We start from the raw sequence: 16,843 nt of genomic DNA on the forward strand, positions 1-16,843 counted from the left end.
GACATTAACAACCTCTAGTCAATGCGACTCAAGGAAAACACAGTGACTTCTGGAGGACAGTACCACCGTCCCGGTGGAAAGGTTCCTAATCCTCGATTGACATAGAGCCGATTCTCACCCACCGAATGCAGACCTTGCGCCCATTGCCAATGCTGTACAACTTTGGGCCACTTTAAATCCAGGAACGGCACCCACTTCCATAATGGCTCGGGAATGCGATCGCGTGAAGCCTGAATCCAAGTGGGAACGGCTCCCACTCCTGGAATTGCAATTTGTCCACCATGCGTATGTCCAGAAAGCTGCAAATCGACGCGCCACTGGCTCAGAGGCACTGCACTGTCAGGATTGTGAGAGAGCACTAGACGAGGAACCGTTGGATTTAGAGTCTCAAACACAGAAGCAGGAGCAAAGTCAGACGACCAGAAATCGGGTAAGCCAACGATCGCGAAGTCTTCCCCAAACGGATAAGCAATCTGATTCCAAAGAACTTGAATTCCGGCATCGGTTAAGGCGCGACTAATCTTAATTTTTGATTCAGGGAGTTCCAGATCATGATTGCCTAACACGGCATAAATACCCGATCGACTCTGTAATCGGCGGAGATGTCGAGCAAGTTGATCAATAGGTTTCGGGGTATGCGTAACATAATCGCCCGTAAGAACGATGAGATCCGGTTCAAGACAATTCGCGGTCTCGATCGCTTGGTTCAACAATTCATCAGACAACAGCAAGCCATCGTAATGAAAATCAGAAAGCTGAACTACTTTAATGCCATTTAAGCGATCGGGTAGTCCAGAAACTTCGATTTCAACGGTTTCCACACTTAGAGGTTCTGACAAAAACGGGATCTGGGACACGCTCTTCACCAAATTCAGACTGCTTTCAGCCTAACAAACTGGAAAAGAACTCGAAAGACGGAAAACCAGAGTTGCAGTGCTCTAAAAGCTTAGGTAAGTCGTTTCACTCCGTTCAAGGAAAGTTCTATCCGATGAAGGACTCTAGCGATCGTACCCGACTGATAGATTGAACAACACCCGGCACGTTCTCCTAGAAGCCATGACTTGGACAACTTTCTTTCTTCTCTTTGCCGCTGCGATCGTCGTCTGGATGATTCTCTATCTTCGCGGCGTTTTCGAGCCGCAAATCTGTTATCGCTTTGATCGTCGCATCGCACTCGATAGTCCAAATTTTCTGCCGATGTTAGTCGGCTTCTCCAAGTCGATCGCGACACAAGCGCGGCTCACTCAGTTTTGGTCACAGCCAGACCAGATTTATGCAGCGCGACTAGAAGCAATCCAAAAAGCACAGCACTTGATTCAGTTTGAGACTTTTTTCATGACTCCAGGGTATCGTGCCGATCAGTTTGCTCAGGCATTGATTGAGCGATCGAGATGTGGGGTGAAAGTCCAAGTTTTAGTCGATCACGTTGGCACCGCTCAGATCCCTGCTTCGTATTGGAAACAGCTTCGAGGAGCGGGGGTTGAGGTTCGTTTTTTTCATCCTCCTAGGCTCAAAGTTCCGCTGCAATACTTGAGCCGGACTCATCGTAAACTGCTGATTATTGATGGAACGATCGCCTTGATTGGAGGAATGGGCGTATCCGATGATTGGGACGGCAATCCTAAAATTGGCGATCGAGCACCCTGGCTCGACGGCGAAATTCAGCTAGAAAGTACGATCGTCTCTGTCCTCATGAGCATTTTCCTGCGTCACTGGCTCTATGCAGGAGGTCAAGCCATGATAGAGCATTTACCTGTACAGCAAGCCTCACGGGCGGCAAAGCCAATGTTAGTGATTGCCAGTGATGCCGATAGTAAGTTGTCACTGATCAACGCGCTCATTTGGTTTGGTCTACAAGCGGCACAGCACCGAATTTGGATTGCGAGTCCCTACTTTATTTTGGAGCGCAATACTCGTAATGCAATCATTGCGGCTAAAAAGCGGGGTGTAGATGTGCAGATCGTGACGACTGGTGTCCACAATGATAAGCCACCTGTTTACTATGCAGTTCGTGAGCGCTATCACGCGCTCTTAAGAGCTGATATTGCAGTTTATGAGTATCAACCGAGCATGATGCACGCCAAGTTGATGCTTGTTGATCAAGATTGGATTAACTTTGGCAGTGCAAACTTTGATCCTCGGAGCTTTTTTCACAATGATGAACTGAATCTTGCCTGGTTTGCTCCAGACTTTGCTCCGACTGTTGAACAATTTTTTACAGATGCGTTTAGCAAGAGCGATCGCATTGAACTATCAAGCTGGAGAAAACGACCCTGGTGGCAAAAAATGATCGGTCAACTTGCGCTTTTGCTACGCTGGCAACTCTAGAAATTGCTCGATGATCCTCTCTCCTTTGGAAGTCGTCATCTAGCTCAAGTCTGAGTAGACTCAACAAACAGTCGAGGAGAGCAACCATGCGTCAACTGATCATCCAAGTACCGCAAGGGCAAGGAAAAGCAGTTCTACAGATCGCAGAGTCTTGTGATGCAGTGAATCTTGCAAAAATTGAAGCTCAAAGCGCAGACCGAAACATTGATCTTGTCATCGTTCATGTTTCTAATCGACAAGTTGAAGATTTGCTTGCTAAGCTCGAAGATCTACCAGAGGTTCATATTACCTTGCTGCCATCCGGGATCATTGCTCTACGTCCCCCTGCGTCTGAAGCTGCGCAACAAGTTAAAAATGTCAGAGCGCGTAGCCCGATCGAAATCTTCTTATCAGGATTGCAGAGTGTCGGATCTTGGCGCAGCTTTCTCGCCTATGCTGCGGTGGCAGGAGTAGTCGTGTGGATTGGACTGTATACGAATACAAGCTATCTTCTGGTTGCTGCAATACTGATTGCACCCTTTGCAGGCCCCGCTATGAATAGTGCGATCGCAACTGCACGCGGAGATTTACAACTCCTGAAACGCAGTATTCTTCGGTATGTTACAGCGTTAATGGTGACAATCGCGATCGCATTTCTATTAAGCTTGCTTCTTCAACAGCAGATCTCAACGCCTCTCATGGTAGAGAACAGTCAGATTTCAACCGTAGCGGTCTTGATCCCTTTAGCAGCAGGAGCAGCAGGAGCATTAAACTTAGTTCAGTCGGAGCGAAGTAGCTTAGTCTCTGGAGCCGCCGCCGGAATGTTAGTGGCGGCATCGCTTGCACCACCAGCGGGAATTGTCGGAATGGCAAGCGCGATTGGACGATGGGATATGACCATGAGTGGATTGTTTTTACTTGTCTTGCAGCTATTTGGCATTCATGTATCAGCGACGTTGATTTTTCGGGCGTATGGACTGACCTCGCAAGGAAGCCGCTATTCGCGTGGCAATCAACAAGTTTTTCCGATCGCACTCGGTATTTCTCTGGTTTCACTCGCTGCAATTGCAACCTTGCAGTTCTGGAATTCACCCGAGTTTGAACGATCTAGTCGCGCTCAGCGCGCCAATGCAGAAGTGCAACAAGCCGTTGAGCAGACCGAATTTGCACAATTAGTCGAAGCGAACGTGCGCTTTACCCGCTCAGAGATCCCAGGACAAAACTCCCTACTAGCTGAGGTCTATGTTCAACGTCAACCTGAAAGCACACTTTCTAGCCAGCAGATTCGCGATCGCTTAACTCAAACTATTCAAACTCGTCTGCTCACTCAAAGATTCAATGTGACCCCCCTCGTCAGTGTGACTGTTTTAGAAGCACCCAAAACCCAATAATCGCACTCCTAGAGACAGAGGTTATTTTTCCGCTACTTTTCTAAAATTCATATTCAAGTTGTCGTGCATAAAAAACGGTTATGAATTTTGAGCTATCAGCACTGTGGAAACAGCTTGAGGCAATGGTGCGTGGCTCTATTGCCTTGTTTCCCAGCTTAATATTCGCAGTTATTGTCTTTTTTATTTTCTTTTTTATTGCAAGATCAGTTAAGCGGATCGTCCGACGTGCGACCGGAAATCGACGACATGCCCGCAACCTCGGATTAGTGTTAGGGCGCTTAGCACAAGGAACGATTATTCTGATTGGATTATTTGTCGCGTTGTCGATCGTCATTCCATCGTTTCAAGCTGGTGACTTAGTTCAATTACTTGGAATCAGTGGGGTTGCAATCGGCTTTGCGTTTCGCGATATCTTACAAAACTTTTTGGCAGGAATTCTTATTCTATTAACGGAACCCTTTCGGATTGGAGATCAGATCGTTTTCAAAAACTTTGAAGGAACTGTTGAAAACATCGAAACTCGTGCAACGACGATTAGAACTTATGATAATCGCCGCATTGTGATTCCGAATTCAGAACTCTTTACCAATTCAGTCACGGTCAATACTGCCTTTGACACTCGCCGCATGGAATATGATGTCGGCATCGGCTATGGAGACGACATTGAACACGCGAAACGTCTAATCTACGAAGCACTCGATGAGATTGCGGAAGTCTTACAGGATCCGGCTCCCGATGTATTAGTTATGGAACTTGCAGACAGCACTGTCGATATTCGAGTGCGCTGGTGGATTAAGCCACCCCGCCGGATTGATGATCTGCGATCGCGCGATCAGGTTCTCACCGCAATCAAGCACAAATTAACTGCAAACGGCATTGATTTACCTTTTCCCACCCAGCAAATTTTGTTCCATGATCAGACCGAGGAAACAGATGGCGATCGCACTCAGCAGCGCGAAGGATGGCCGGCTGGACAAAAGCAATCTCCTCGCTCTCGCAGCGTTGGTGGAGCGCTCCGAAGCTTAGCTAAACACAATGGCAAACAGGACAACTCCCACCACCCCACACAAAATGATATGCGTCAACCAGCAGACCAGTAAGTCCCTTGGGTCAGTGGATTGGTTCTGAGGTCATTTTGTCCGGGATTAGAATGCAGAGTATCCTGCAAGGATTCTGGCGATCTGATCACCCCTCTACCCCAAATCTATCTCAATTCCTCAAACCGCGATCTCTGAGCAAACCGCTCTGAAGTAAAGTGACCGTCAGCTTACTCCAGAGCGGTTTTTGAGTGCGATCCAACTTGCACCCAGACCATTCGATTGCGCATCGAATTTGATTGATATTTCAAACCTAGCGACAGACAGGACGGTAGCTGAACTCAATCAACTTTGCTACAGGGGAACCCCTTGATTTAACTTGTAGTATATTGTAGTATGTAAATAACACAATCTCAGCTAAAATCAACAATCTCAATTGAAATCGATATGTAAAGGCGTGGGACGCTTTGCTGTGGCTAGCATGTGACGCTTCGAGGCTTTCAAGCCGATGAATGGCTGGAGACAATATTGGGAAAATTTCCCACATCTTTCCTTCAGTTTTGCTCATCGATCGCAGTGACCAGATTGTGTGCAAGACGACAACGCTTAGGAGACAACACGATGCCTTACGAAGCTCTCACTTTATCAACTCGCGCTCCGGTGCTCTCCTGGGCAGGTCATGAGTTAGGACACACCGAAGCACAAATGGCTCGAAATGTTGCTGCTCTCCCCTTTGTGTTCAAACATGTTGCGCTGATGCCTGATGTGCATTTGGGCAAGGGTGCCTTGGTTGGATCGGTTGTGGCAACCCAAGATGCAATTATCCCAGCCGCGATCGGGGTAGACATTGGTTGCGGTATGGCAGCAATTAAAACTCCATACAATGCCACCCAGCTAGAAGGAAAGCTCAAACAGATTCGTCTCGACATCGAAGCAGCAATCCCAACTGGATTCAACGAGAACAAAGAAATTGAAAAGACTGTGCTCAACTGGCAAGGCTGGCAACAGTTCAAGCAGCTTCACCCTGGCGTCGAGAACCTTGAAAGCAAAGCCCTCAAGCAAATGGGTTCGCTAGGTGGAGGAAACCACTTTATCGAGGTTTGCCTGGATGCTGAGGAACAAGTGTGGCTGATGCTGCATTCTGGTTCGCGGCATATTGGGAATGCGCTAGCACAGCGGCATATTGATACTGCAAAAGGACTAGCAAAGCTAGCAGGGGAGAAGCTTCCTGATCCAGATTTAGCTTACTTTGTTCGCGGCACCGCTGAGTTCGCTGCTTATTGGCATGATTTACAGTGGGCACAGGGGTATGCGCTTTACAACCGGAAAGTGATGCTGCTGCGATTCCAGCGGATTGTCGATCGACATTTAGCGGGTGGTAAGCCGATGAAGCCCTTGCTGGAGGTAAATTGTCACCACAACTATGCCGAACGAGAACTACACTTCGGTGAAGAAGTATATGTGACTCGCAAAGGCGCAGTCCGTGCTCGCGAAACCGATTACGGCATTATTCCAGGCAGCATGGGAGCGAAGTCGTTTATCGTGAAAGGAAAGGGCAATGCTCACAGCTATTGCTCCTGCTCTCACGGTGCAGGGCGGTTAATGTCAAGAAACAAAGCAAAGACGGCGTTTACTCTAGATGACTTAATCGCTCAAACGGCGGGAGTCGAATGTCGCAAGGATGCTGGCGTGCTGGATGAAATTCCAGGGGCATACAAGCCGATCGAGCAGGTGATGGCAAATCAGAGCGATCTTGTCGAGATCGTTGCGACGCTGAAGCAGGTGGTTTGTGTCAAAGGTTGAATTAGAGAGGGGATTCAAGTGGAGAGTGGGGAGTAGAAGTGATTGGGCAGTCCTTGGTCGTAAGCAGCAGTTGAGTTTCAATTGTCTTCACCGATCAGCATGGGGACTGCTCAATTGAACGGCGAATAAGACCAGGCTGAAGCTGTTCTCGGTAGCATTTTGCACTCAGTTCGTGTTGCTTTGGATGAAAGTGTTCCGTTTCTTCGCTGCTTCGTAACTCTTCACTGTGTCAGTAATCTCAGTTCTACCGATCGACCACAACAGTTCTGTCCAACTACAGATCAAGTTGCTGAATTAAGTGCGTTAAGCTTCACAAAAGTTTATATCAGCACCTTTTATCCTATGACTCCGAATTTGTTAGAAGCCACCCATGAGTACTGGCACAAACTGAATGAACTCGAAGCCGCTTACCAACGAGGGGAAGTCACGCTAGAAGAAGTTGATGCCAAAGTTAAAGGCTTGATGACCGAGTTAGGGCAATCGCGACGAGCAGCGTTTAGCGATTTCTTCAGTAGAGTGCGTCGTTTGTGGGAGGAGCAGCGAGAGACGATCGTTGGCGTTTTGGGATTGGGTGTTTTAACTTATGGGTGGCTTGTGGTTCACTAAACAACTCGCGATCGCGAATCGTCAACTTCTAACACAAGGAGGATGAAGAAAATGAACCTAGGTACGAATGATTAAACGATAACCATTTGAATTCGCCCTCAGGCTCCTTGCTGAATGCTCAACTCAAATCAATACGTTCGCTACTCCCCCAATGTAGAAGTCAAGCAACCGGATGAAGATAGACTGATCTGCCAAATTCTAGACTCCGTTGCTCGGCAAGGACAAAAGGTGTTCGACAAACATCGTCATGCAATGCGCGGTGCTCATGCGAAAAGTCATGGCGGACTGAAGGGAGAACTGCAAATTTACGATAACTTACCCGCTCATCTTGCCCAAGGGCTGTTTCGCGAACCTCGCACTTATCCAGTGATGATTCGTTTCTCAAGTGTTCCGGGTGATATTCTGCCGGATAGTCTTTCGACCTTTCGTGGCATGGCAATTAAGGTCCTTGGTGTAGAAGAACCGAAGCTTCTCTCTACTGAACCTGATGCAGTCACTCAAGATTTTCTGATGATTAACAGTCCGATTTTTCCATCCGGGAATCTTGCTCGCTTTCTTCCTGAACAGTTGCTTCAGGAAAAAGTAGTGGTCAGTGCCCCAGAAGAAGCGCAACAACTATTGGGGATAACTGCCCGCACAGTGAATGCAGTCACTCAAAAAGTCGGCATCAATCTCTATCCGACTGCGCTAGGGATTACGCAACCAGAGACTCATATCTTAGGAGAAACGTACTATACTTCTGCTGCTTTGCGCTATGGAGACTACATTGCTAAGTTCAGTGCAGTTCCCATATCGACAAGTCTTCAGCCGCTCCAAGGTAAACGAATTGAGATGCAGAATGCTTCTACTCTACGCGATTTGATTGTAGAGTTTTTTCCAGAGGCAGTCGGCTGAATATGAATTGCGTGTCCAACTTTGTACCAATCTAGAAACGATGCCGATCGAAGATGCTTCGGTTCGTTGGTCGGAGCAGGACAGCCCTTATCAAGCGATCGCTAAAATCACAATTGGGATGCAGGAAGCCTATAGTCCAGCCCGTCAGGTGTATGTGGACGATGTATTGTCCTTCAATGCCTGGCATACCATTGCAGCGCATCAGCCGCTCGGTGCAATTCAGCGCCTTCGCAGAGAGGTCTATGAGGCTTCGAGTCGTTACCGCCATGAGATGAACCAACAGCCAAAGAGAGAGCCGCGCAGTATTGAGGAGATGCCTGATTAAATCAGCCACAGTCAAACCAAAGCAGAATAAAAAACTTCAGGGAAGTGGGCAACTGCTTCCCTGAAGTTTCTACTCTAGTCACTGTGATTGATTTCAGCCCTGTTATCGATGCGGGTCAACAATCACATCATTCATCTGTTTCAGGCTGAGTCTAAGCCGGAGCAGCTTGTACGCGATTCTGGAGCAGATTCACAATGGCAGTTTTTTCGAGCAAGCCCACTAGGACGTTGTTCTCTTGGACAACAGAGAGTGCGGTTAACTTGCGTTCTTCTAGCAAAGTGACTACTTCCGACAGAGGACGATCGCTCTGTACCATGAGAGATGGGTCAAGCGGTTTCACGAGGGTTTGAACCAAAGTTTCAGACCACAGATCACTCGGAATCGCTTTCAAATCCTCAATGGAAAGCGTACCCAGCAGTTGACCCTCTGCGTTTGTGACTAAAAACTTCTGCCACACCCGCTGATCCAGAATCCGCTGATCGGCAAACTCTCGTAATGTTGACGAAGCAGCAACAACCGGGCTATTTGTGCTGACGGCATCGGATGCTGTCAGCCCTGCTAAGCGATCCAACACCACGCCATACTGAGCAGCTTGGCTAGCATTCTGAAGCAAGAACCAGCCAATTAGGATGTTCCAGAAGTTCACCCCACCGCCAAAAACAACCAAGGGTAGCAGTCCCGATGCGATCGCTAACCAACCAATCAGTTGACCGACCCGACCCGCAACCTTCATCCCCTTGTAAGGGTTACCCGTCACTTTCCAGACCAAAGCTTTCAAAATGTTGCCGCCATCGAGCGGTAAACCCGGAATCAGATTAAAGAGCGCTAACGCTAAGTTCACCGAAACCAACACGCCCAAGATTGCAGCAGGTGCCCCAGAGATGCCCGTACCAACTGCCAAAAGGGTTGCCAAACCAGCAAGGAGCAAACTGACTAAAGGCCCTGCGATCGCAACTTGAAATGCTTCAGCGGGAGTTTGCGACTCTTTGTCTAAGCTCGCTAATCCCCCGAATAGAAACAACGTGATCGATTTGACACCCACACCCTGCTTCAGCGCCACAAAGCTGTGACCGAGTTCATGAGCCAGCACAGAACCAAACAATAGCAGTGCTGTGAGCAATCCTAATCCCCAAGACAGCCCAGAAGGCAAATTGGGAAATTGGGCTGCCAGTCCTGAGCCATAGCTAAAAGTGACTAAGCCCAACACTAAAAACCAGGATGGGTTGACATAGAAAGGAATTCCAAACAAACTGCCGACACGAATATTATTCATATCGGGTACCTCCGATGTAGCAGACGATTTTGATCGCCCTGGGTTCTGTCTTCTCTAATGTAACGAAGTGTAAAACGCTTTCTAATTTTTCTATTGCCGTAATTACCGCCCTTTGAATGAACTGACGGGAGCGATGCAGCCGCTCTTGGTCTTCCACCTAAATTGATCGAGATTGAAGCTTGGCAAGATGCGCTCCAAGCCACAGTTCAACATGCTGAATCAGCAACGATGCCAACGCCTCAGCAGATTGAACGAATGCACAGCTATCTAACTTTGGTGATCCCATCTTGCTGGCAGAAGCGCTCTCTGCGTTGCCAGTCCTTCAGGACTACAACGCATCAGGACGGAAGATTGAATCGACTAGTTCTTCGATCGATTCTAGATCTAAAGAATTCTGTAGCTCACCCTCAAACCATTTCACCTCTTCCGGATCTGTCCCTGGCAGTTGATAGACCAACAATACACCCGTCACGCGCGCGACTGTCAATGGGTCAGGAGTAAGATGACTAAGCAGTGCTTGCGCTTTTTGATAGAGCTGTTGAATCGCTTCTGCATCCTGTGGATGTTCAAGCTCGATCGACATCTGCTGTAGACTTTCCTGAACAGCTTGGACGAGTTCTGCATCTTCGGTAGGGTCGAGTGAATTAGACATCAGGCTTGGCAAAAATAATAGCAGGTTTCATCTATCTTAATGCTTTGCTCTCATTCATTGACTCGGCTTGGCACTACAATCAAAGCAATCTAGTTCTGAGCAAGCCCCTATATCCTGCGCAATCAACGGGTTGCGGTTTTTTCCGTGTTGATGAATTTGTCTAAAAGCTCCTGATGGTCTGAGCTTCTACCGTTTCTATCTAAAATGGCTCAAGTTTTTTTTTGAGAAACCCCAAGAAAGACGACCGGAAATTCATTACACCCGAATCTATTCTGCTTTTCGGCGTTATGAGGCATAGGGAGGTTTCGATGTTATTTTCGCAGGGTCAGTTTTGCATCTTCATCAGCAGGAGGTGCTTGATCTTGGCATAATTCACAGCAATAGGACAACGACTCTTTTTTTGCGACACACCCTCATTGCTCGACTGAATCTATGCGTCCGACAATGCTCAACAAATCTATAAGATAACAAGGTTTGATTCGGGTTAGCCTTAGCGTAGGAAGGCTGTATCTGTCAGAATTCCTGTTCTATTGTTGCGGCTAGCGAGTTATGAAAATTCTACTCATAGAGGACGATTCGCTAATTTCTGAACCGCTTGTCAAGGCTTTGACTGATCAACACTATGTCGTAGATGTTGCAACTGATGGGCAGGTTGGATGGTCACTATTGGAATCCTTTACCTATGACTTAGTTTTGCTAGATGTAGTATTACCAAAATTGGACGGCATTAATTTATGTCGAAAACTACGGTCACAAGGAAATCAGACTCCCATTCTTTTATTAACGGCTCAAAATGCTAGCACAAACAAAGTGACGGGGTTAGATGCTGGGGCAGATGACTACGTGCCTAAACCATTTAATTTGCAGGAGTTGTTGGCACGTATTCGGGCTTTACTTAGACGAGGCGGCGCTGCCTTACCTCCCTTGCTGAAATGGCGAAATTTAGAGCTTGATCCCAGTACCTGCGAAGTGAGCTGTAATGGTAAAATCGCGCGGTTAACGCCAAAAGAATACAGTCTGCTAGAGTTATTTCTCCGCAACCCACATCGCATCTTTAATACGGGTGCGCTGATTGATCACGTTTGGTCATTTGAGGAAACCCCAAGCGAGGATACTATCCGCTCCCATATCAAAGGACTACGGCAAAAACTGAAAACAGCAGGGCTTCTAGGTGATCCGATCGAAACTGTTTATGCTATTGGCTATCGGCTTAGATCTCCAGAGGAAAATCAGAGAGAAGGCAAGAAACAAAGGAACAAAGAGACAAAAAGCGAAGACGAAAGCGCACCGACGATCGCAACACAAACCACTACTGCTGGGATGAACAGCATCTGGAATGAGGTTAAAGAGACTGTTGCCCATCGAATTGCAACTGTTGAGCAGGCAGCAGCGCTGTTGCTACAAAACAAACTGAATCCAGAATTGCGGCAGCAAGCTGAACAGGAGATCCATAAGTTGGCAGGGTCGCTGGGTATGTTTGGCGCAGATCAAGGCTCTCGATTAGCCCAAGAAATTGAACCGCTTTTCCAAAAAGGGCGATCGCTGACTCATCACGAGATGCAGCAACTCTCTAAACTTATCACTGCTTTGCGTCAGGAGCTAGAACACTTGGATGCTGAGCATTTAACGAACGAGCAGCAAACAGGCACTTCAGTTAGTGAACCAATTGATCAACGTCCTTGGCTACTGATTGTCAGCTCAAATTCAACCCTCACCGCACAATTACAGGAAGCATCGCCTAGTTGGGGTTTACGAGTTCAGGTCATTGCCAATCCCGTTACTGCTAGAGAGCAGATTTCTGAAACGCATCCCGATGTTGTACTCCTTGATTTTGCTGTTACTGCTAGCGCAAATAACTTCATGTTGTTGTCCGAACTCAGTGCTTGTACGCCACCAGTGCCTACATTAGTCTTGACCCAGCAAGATAAATTAATCGATCGAGTCAGGATCGCCCGGTTAGGTGGACGTTGGCTTCAACAGCCTGTCACTGCACCTCAAGTCTTAGAAGCAGTCAATCAAGCGCTGCAACATGCCCGTCCAAGGCAAGCCAGGGTACTGGTTGTAGATGATGATGCGCAAGTATTAGTGGCACTTCAGCGGTTACTCATTCCCTGGGGGCTTCATGTTTCGGTCCTCGACAATCCACTTTCATTTCTAGATGTTCTGGAAGCGAATCCGCCTGATCTGCTGATTCTGGACATTGAAATGCCACACATTAGCGGAATCGAACTCTGTCAGGTTGTTCGCAATGATTCGCGCTGGAGTAATCTGCCGATTCTATTTCTCACAGCTCATACGGATGCTGAAACCATGCATCAAGTCTTTGCTGTGGGCGCAGATGATTATGTGAGCAAGCCGATCATTGGACCAGAGTTAGTAACACGGATCTTTAATCGATTAGAGCGCACTCATTTCCTCAAGAGCTTAGCAGAGATTGATGCGCTAACTGGCATCGCAAATCGCCGCAAATCTACCACAGCATTAACTCAGTTACTTGAGTGGTGTGATCAGTGCCAGCAGCCATTTTGTTTAGCGCTGATAGAGTTAGCTAATCTAAAGGACATCAATCAGCAGTATGGTCATGCAGTCGGAGACGAAGTGTTAGCGCGCTTCGGAGAATTATTGCGGCGATCGTTCTGCAATGAAGATGTTGTCGGTCGTTGGGGCGGGACAGAATTTGTTATCGGTATGCCTGGTATGACTAAAACGGATGGAAGTCAACGTGTTTTTGATTTTCAGCAATCCTGGCAGCAGTTTAAGGTGGAGGTGAGTGGAACTTCGTTGCACGTCAGCCTAAAACTAAAAGTTGTTCAGTATCCTCAAGAGGGTGCGGATCTTCAGTTGTTATACCAAGCCGCCCGCTCTAGCTTAAATGAGGCTGAGAATTTGACGCGCTCTGAGGAGCATCCACAATGAAAGCGCCATTACCAGACAACGAATCTGATAGGCTGAATGCTCTCCAACAATACAACGTTCTAGATACTATTTCTGAAGCTGCATTTGATGATTTAACTCAGCTAGCAGCATTTATCTGTGGTACGCCAATTGCTTTAATTAGTCTAATCGATGATTGTCGTCAGTGGTTCAAATCTAAATTTGGGTTGGAGGCTACAGAAACGCCTCGTGATGTTGCATTCTGTGCCCATGCTATCTTGCAGCCTAGCGATGTGTTGATTGTTTCAGATACGCTCCAAGACGATCGATTTGCGACGAATCCTCTTGTAACAAGTGAGCCTCATATCCGATTTTATGCAGGCGCACCGCTCATTACTTCAGATGGCTATTCCCTGGGAACGCTTTGTGTTATCGATCGCATTCCTCGGCAGCTCAATTCTGATCAGATTCAAGCCTTACAAGCCTTGAGTCGTCAGGTCATTTCTCAACTAGAGTTACGACGTAATTTGGTTAGGGTGGAACAAACAACAACCGAATTGCAGCAAGCAGAGCAAACTCGCATCCAGCTTCTTGCCCAAGAGCAGGCTGCCCGCAATCAGATTACAGATATCTTAGAGAGTATTACTGATGCTTTTTTTGCGTTAGATCACGATTGGCAGTTTACTTATCTCAATCGGCAGGCAGAGTTGTTGTTGCAACGAAAGCGAGAAGCCTTGCTGGGGAAAGTTTTATGGGATGAGTTTCCAGAAACGATCGATTCAACTTTCTATCAGGAGTATCAGCGTGCTATTGCAGAGCAGATTAGTGTTCGATTTGAAGCATTTTATCCACCTTTGAACCAGTGGACTGAGGTTTATGCCTACCCTGCCAAAGATGGGTTATCGGTCTACTTTCGTAACATCAATCAACGGAAAGAAGCAGAGCGAACGCTACACGAGACACTGACATTCCAGCGAGCGATTTTAAACAGCGCGAACTACAGCATCATCTCGACTAACGTTGAGGGCACGATTCTTACCTTTAACACCACAGCAGAGCAATGGCTCGGTTATACAACCGCAGAAATTATTGGACAAACAACGCCTCTATTGATTCATGACTGGCAGGAAATTGTGCTGCGATCGCAAATGCTGTCACAGGAATTAGGAGAACGAATCGAGCCAGGATTTGATGTATTTATTACCAAGGCACGTCGTGGCGTAATCGATGAGTATGAGTGGACTTACATTCGCAAAAATGGTTCGCGCTTTCCTGTGTTATTGTCAATCACAGCGCTCAAGAATGCAGACGATCAGATTACAGGATTTTTGGGAATTGCTAGCGACATCACCGAGCGAAAAGCGGCTGAAGAGCAACTTCGGAATTTAAGTAAGGCGTTAGAAAGTGCGATCGAAGCAATTGCTCGATTAAATACACAAGGACAATATGTTCAAATCAATCTCGCCTATGCTGCGATGTTAGGCTATCAGCCTGAAGAACTATTAGGCGTGAAATGGCAGCAAACAGTTCACTCAGAGGATATTGCTGTTGTAGAGGTTGCCTATCAGCAAATGCTGGAGCATGGTAAGGCGGAAACAGAAGCAAGAGCGATTCGCAAAGATGGCGGCGTTCTCGATAAGCAAATTGTGATGGTAAAAGCCTATGACCAGCAGCAGCAGTTTAACGGTAACTATTGCTTTGTAAAAGACATCAGTGAGCGACGTGAAATTGAGCGCATGAAGGATGAATTTATTTCAATCGTGAGTCATGAACTCAGGACTCCGCTCACCTCAATTTCCGCTGCTTTGGATCTCTTAGCTGAAGGCGTTTTGCAAAATCAGCCCGAAGACGCGCAACAAATGCTGCAAATTGCTGCAAACAACACCGATCGATTGGTGCGCCTGATTAATGATATTTTGGATATTGAGCGGATTGAGTCTGGCAAAATTGTCATGACTAGACAAGTCTGCGACGCTGCTGATTTGATCAATCAATCGGTAGAAGCCATTCAAGAGATTGCAGAACAAGCCGAAATCACGCTCTCGATCGCGCCGCTCACAGTTCGTCTTTGGGCTGACTCCGACCGAATAATTCAAGTCCTAACAAACTTACTCAGCAATGCGATCAAATTCTCCTCTCCTGGTAGCACAATTTGGTTGAGCGCAGAATTAATCACCAATGAGGCTTTAGAAGCCAACTATAATCAGGCTGGAGAAGATCAGCAAAGTTCTGCCAACTGGCTTCTCATCAAAGTCATCGATCAAGGACGTGGTATCCCATCCGATAAACTAGAATCCATCTTTGAGCGCTTTCAACAAGTGGATGCTTCGGATTCACGTCGTCGAGGAGGTACTGGATTAGGATTAGCGATCTGTCGCAGCATCCTTCAGCAACATGAAGGAAAAATCTGGGCAGAAAGTACATTAGGAATGGGCAGCACTTTCTGTTTTACCTTACCGATTCTTAATGCTTCTGAAAGTTCGCAGAATTTAAGTTTGATGTCCGACTTAGTCGATTCGGCACTAGATACCAAATCACAAACTCCGCTGGTGTTAGTTTGTGATGATGATGCTTCGATTCGCAAAGTGGTGCGAGTGATGTTGGAGCGGCAGGGCTATCAGGTGCTGACAGTTGCTTCAGGACAGGAAGCTGTAGAACAGGCACGTGCCCATCAGCCGAATGTGATTTTACTGAATCTGCTGATGCCCGGTATGAATGGATGGGAAACGTTGACAGTTTTGAAACAGCAATCTGAAACGCAGGCTATTCCTGTCATTATTCTGAGTGGACTGCTACCCGATGCTAGAGAGGCACCTTATGATGGCGTGAGTGATTGGGTCGTAAAACCGCCAGATCCTAGAGTGCTCCGGCAAGCACTCGATCGAGCTTTAGTCAATCAGACCCAATCTTTGAAAGTTTTGATTATTGAAGATGATTTGGATTTAGCGCAAGTTCTCACAACTTTATTGTCTCGCTATCACATCGAAACATTTCACGCTCAAACCGGACGAGATGCGATTCAACTCAGCCAGCAGGTGCTTCCTGATCTGCTAGTCCTTGACTTAGGACTACCGACTGATGATGGTTTTGCTGTTGTAGACTGGCTGCGTCAGCATAATCGCCTCTGCCAAATGCCGTTGGTCATTTATACGGCTCGCGATCTAAATGACGATGAACGGGAACGGTTAAGACTCGGGCAAACCCTATTTTTGACCAAAGGACGCATTACTTCACAAGAATTTGAGCAGCAGGTGATTAATCTGCTCAACCGAATGATTCGATCAAAGGCAGGAGACAGTCTCGATGACGACTAGACACATTTTGATTATTGATGATGAATACGATATTCGGGCAGTGGCTCAACTCACTTTGAAGACGGTAGGGGGTTGGGAGGTATCGAGCGCTTCTTCTGGTCACGAGGGAATTGCCAAAGCAGCCAGCGAGCAGCCAGACGTGATCTTGCTCGATGTCATGATGCCTGAAATGGATGGAATCGAAACCTTTCGTGCTCTTCAAGCGAACCCAACAACTCAGGCGATTCCGGTCATTTTGATGACTGCAAAGGTGCAAGCGGCGGAGCAACGGCGATTTGCAGAACTAGAGGTGGCAGGAATGATCACGAAACCTTTTAAGGCAATGAGACTGCCAGAACAGATTTCCAAGATACTCGGTTGGAGCTAA

At 47.2% G+C, this 16,843-nt stretch carries 14 protein-coding genes; 10 read left to right on the forward strand and 4 right to left on the reverse strand.

Going from position 1 to position 16,843, the window contains the following annotated elements; translation table 11 throughout:
• Positions 1-14: 14 nt before the first annotated feature.
• Entirely contained in the window at positions 15-857 is an 843-nt protein-coding gene (locus LEPBO_RS0115745) for a metallophosphoesterase (protein WP_017288522.1), read from the reverse strand.
• Positions 858-1,056: 199 nt separating this feature from the next.
• Here LEPBO_RS0115745 and LEPBO_RS0115750 point away from each other — a divergent pair, with 199 nt between their 5' ends.
• From LEPBO_RS0115750 to LEPBO_RS44445, 7 genes are all read left to right on the forward strand, one after another.
• Positions 1,057-2,328 carry a phospholipase D-like domain-containing protein gene (locus LEPBO_RS0115750; RefSeq protein WP_017288523.1) on the forward strand — a complete coding sequence of 424 codons (1,272 nt, stop codon included), beginning with the start codon at positions 1,057-1,059 and terminating at the stop codon, positions 2,326-2,328.
• Positions 2,329-2,414: 86 nt separating this feature from the next.
• Positions 2,415-3,698, forward strand: coding sequence for a TIGR00341 family protein (locus LEPBO_RS0115755; protein WP_017288524.1), 1,284 nt, complete (start codon positions 2,415-2,417; stop codon positions 3,696-3,698).
• 80 nt (positions 3,699-3,778) lie between these two features.
• On the forward strand, positions 3,779-4,798 hold the full coding sequence (locus tag LEPBO_RS0115760) for a mechanosensitive ion channel family protein (RefSeq protein ID WP_017288525.1): 1,020 nt from the start codon (positions 3,779-3,781) through the stop codon (positions 4,796-4,798).
• A 558-nt stretch (positions 4,799-5,356) separates the two neighbouring features.
• Positions 5,357-6,538: an RtcB family protein gene (locus tag LEPBO_RS0115765; RefSeq protein WP_017288526.1), complete on the forward strand. Its 1,182-nt coding sequence runs from the start codon at positions 5,357-5,359 to the stop codon at positions 6,536-6,538.
• Between the two features lie 342 nt (positions 6,539-6,880).
• Complete coding sequence (locus tag LEPBO_RS0115770) at positions 6,881-7,144, forward strand: hypothetical protein (RefSeq protein ID WP_026148678.1); 264 nt, start codon at positions 6,881-6,883, stop codon at positions 7,142-7,144.
• Positions 7,145-7,258: 114 nt separating this feature from the next.
• Positions 7,259-8,038 carry a catalase family protein gene (locus tag LEPBO_RS37195; RefSeq protein WP_197693261.1) on the forward strand — a complete coding sequence of 260 codons (780 nt, stop codon included), beginning with the start codon at positions 7,259-7,261 and terminating at the stop codon, positions 8,036-8,038.
• Between the two features lie 40 nt (positions 8,039-8,078).
• Positions 8,079-8,363: a catalase family protein gene (locus LEPBO_RS44445; protein WP_197693260.1), complete on the forward strand. Its 285-nt coding sequence runs from the start codon at positions 8,079-8,081 to the stop codon at positions 8,361-8,363.
• A 151-nt stretch (positions 8,364-8,514) separates the two neighbouring features.
• On the opposite strand, the gene LEPBO_RS0115780 is transcribed toward LEPBO_RS44445, so the two are convergent.
• The 3 genes from LEPBO_RS0115780 to LEPBO_RS0115795 all read right to left on the reverse strand — a co-directional run bounded on the left by LEPBO_RS0115780 (position 8,515) and on the right by LEPBO_RS0115795 (position 10,288).
• Complete coding sequence (locus LEPBO_RS0115780) at positions 8,515-9,636, reverse strand: site-2 protease family protein (protein ID WP_017288528.1); 1,122 nt, start codon at positions 9,634-9,636, stop codon at positions 8,515-8,517.
• A 157-nt stretch (positions 9,637-9,793) separates the two neighbouring features.
• Positions 9,794-9,922, reverse strand: a complete 129-nt coding sequence (locus tag LEPBO_RS44450) for a hypothetical protein (RefSeq protein ID WP_017288530.1) — start codon at positions 9,920-9,922, stop codon at positions 9,794-9,796.
• 42 nt (positions 9,923-9,964) lie between these two features.
• Positions 9,965-10,288 carry a hypothetical protein gene (locus tag LEPBO_RS0115795; protein ID WP_017288531.1) on the reverse strand — a complete coding sequence of 108 codons (324 nt, stop codon included), beginning with the start codon at positions 10,286-10,288 and terminating at the stop codon, positions 9,965-9,967.
• A gap of 549 nt (positions 10,289-10,837) precedes the next feature.
• Between LEPBO_RS0115795 and LEPBO_RS0115800 the strand changes: the two genes are divergently transcribed.
• Genes LEPBO_RS0115800 through LEPBO_RS0115810 form a run of 3 tightly spaced genes read left to right on the forward strand, consistent with a single transcriptional unit; the run spans position 10,838 to position 16,843 of the window.
• Positions 10,838-13,204 carry a response regulator gene (locus LEPBO_RS0115800; protein WP_017288532.1) on the forward strand — a complete coding sequence of 789 codons (2,367 nt, stop codon included), beginning with the start codon at positions 10,838-10,840 and terminating at the stop codon, positions 13,202-13,204.
• Complete coding sequence (locus LEPBO_RS0115805) at positions 13,201-16,476, forward strand: PAS domain S-box protein (protein ID WP_017288533.1); 3,276 nt, start codon at positions 13,201-13,203, stop codon at positions 16,474-16,476. Before LEPBO_RS0115800 ends, LEPBO_RS0115805 begins: the two co-directional genes overlap by 4 nt.
• Positions 16,466-16,843: a response regulator gene (locus tag LEPBO_RS0115810; RefSeq protein ID WP_017288534.1), complete on the forward strand. Its 378-nt coding sequence runs from the start codon at positions 16,466-16,468 to the stop codon at positions 16,841-16,843. The genes LEPBO_RS0115805 and LEPBO_RS0115810 overlap by 11 nt, the downstream gene beginning before the upstream one ends.

It is taken from the genome of Leptolyngbya boryana PCC 6306 (genome assembly GCF_000353285.1).
GTDB classification, from domain to species: Bacteria; Cyanobacteriota; Cyanobacteriia; order Leptolyngbyales; family Leptolyngbyaceae; genus Leptolyngbya; species Leptolyngbya boryana.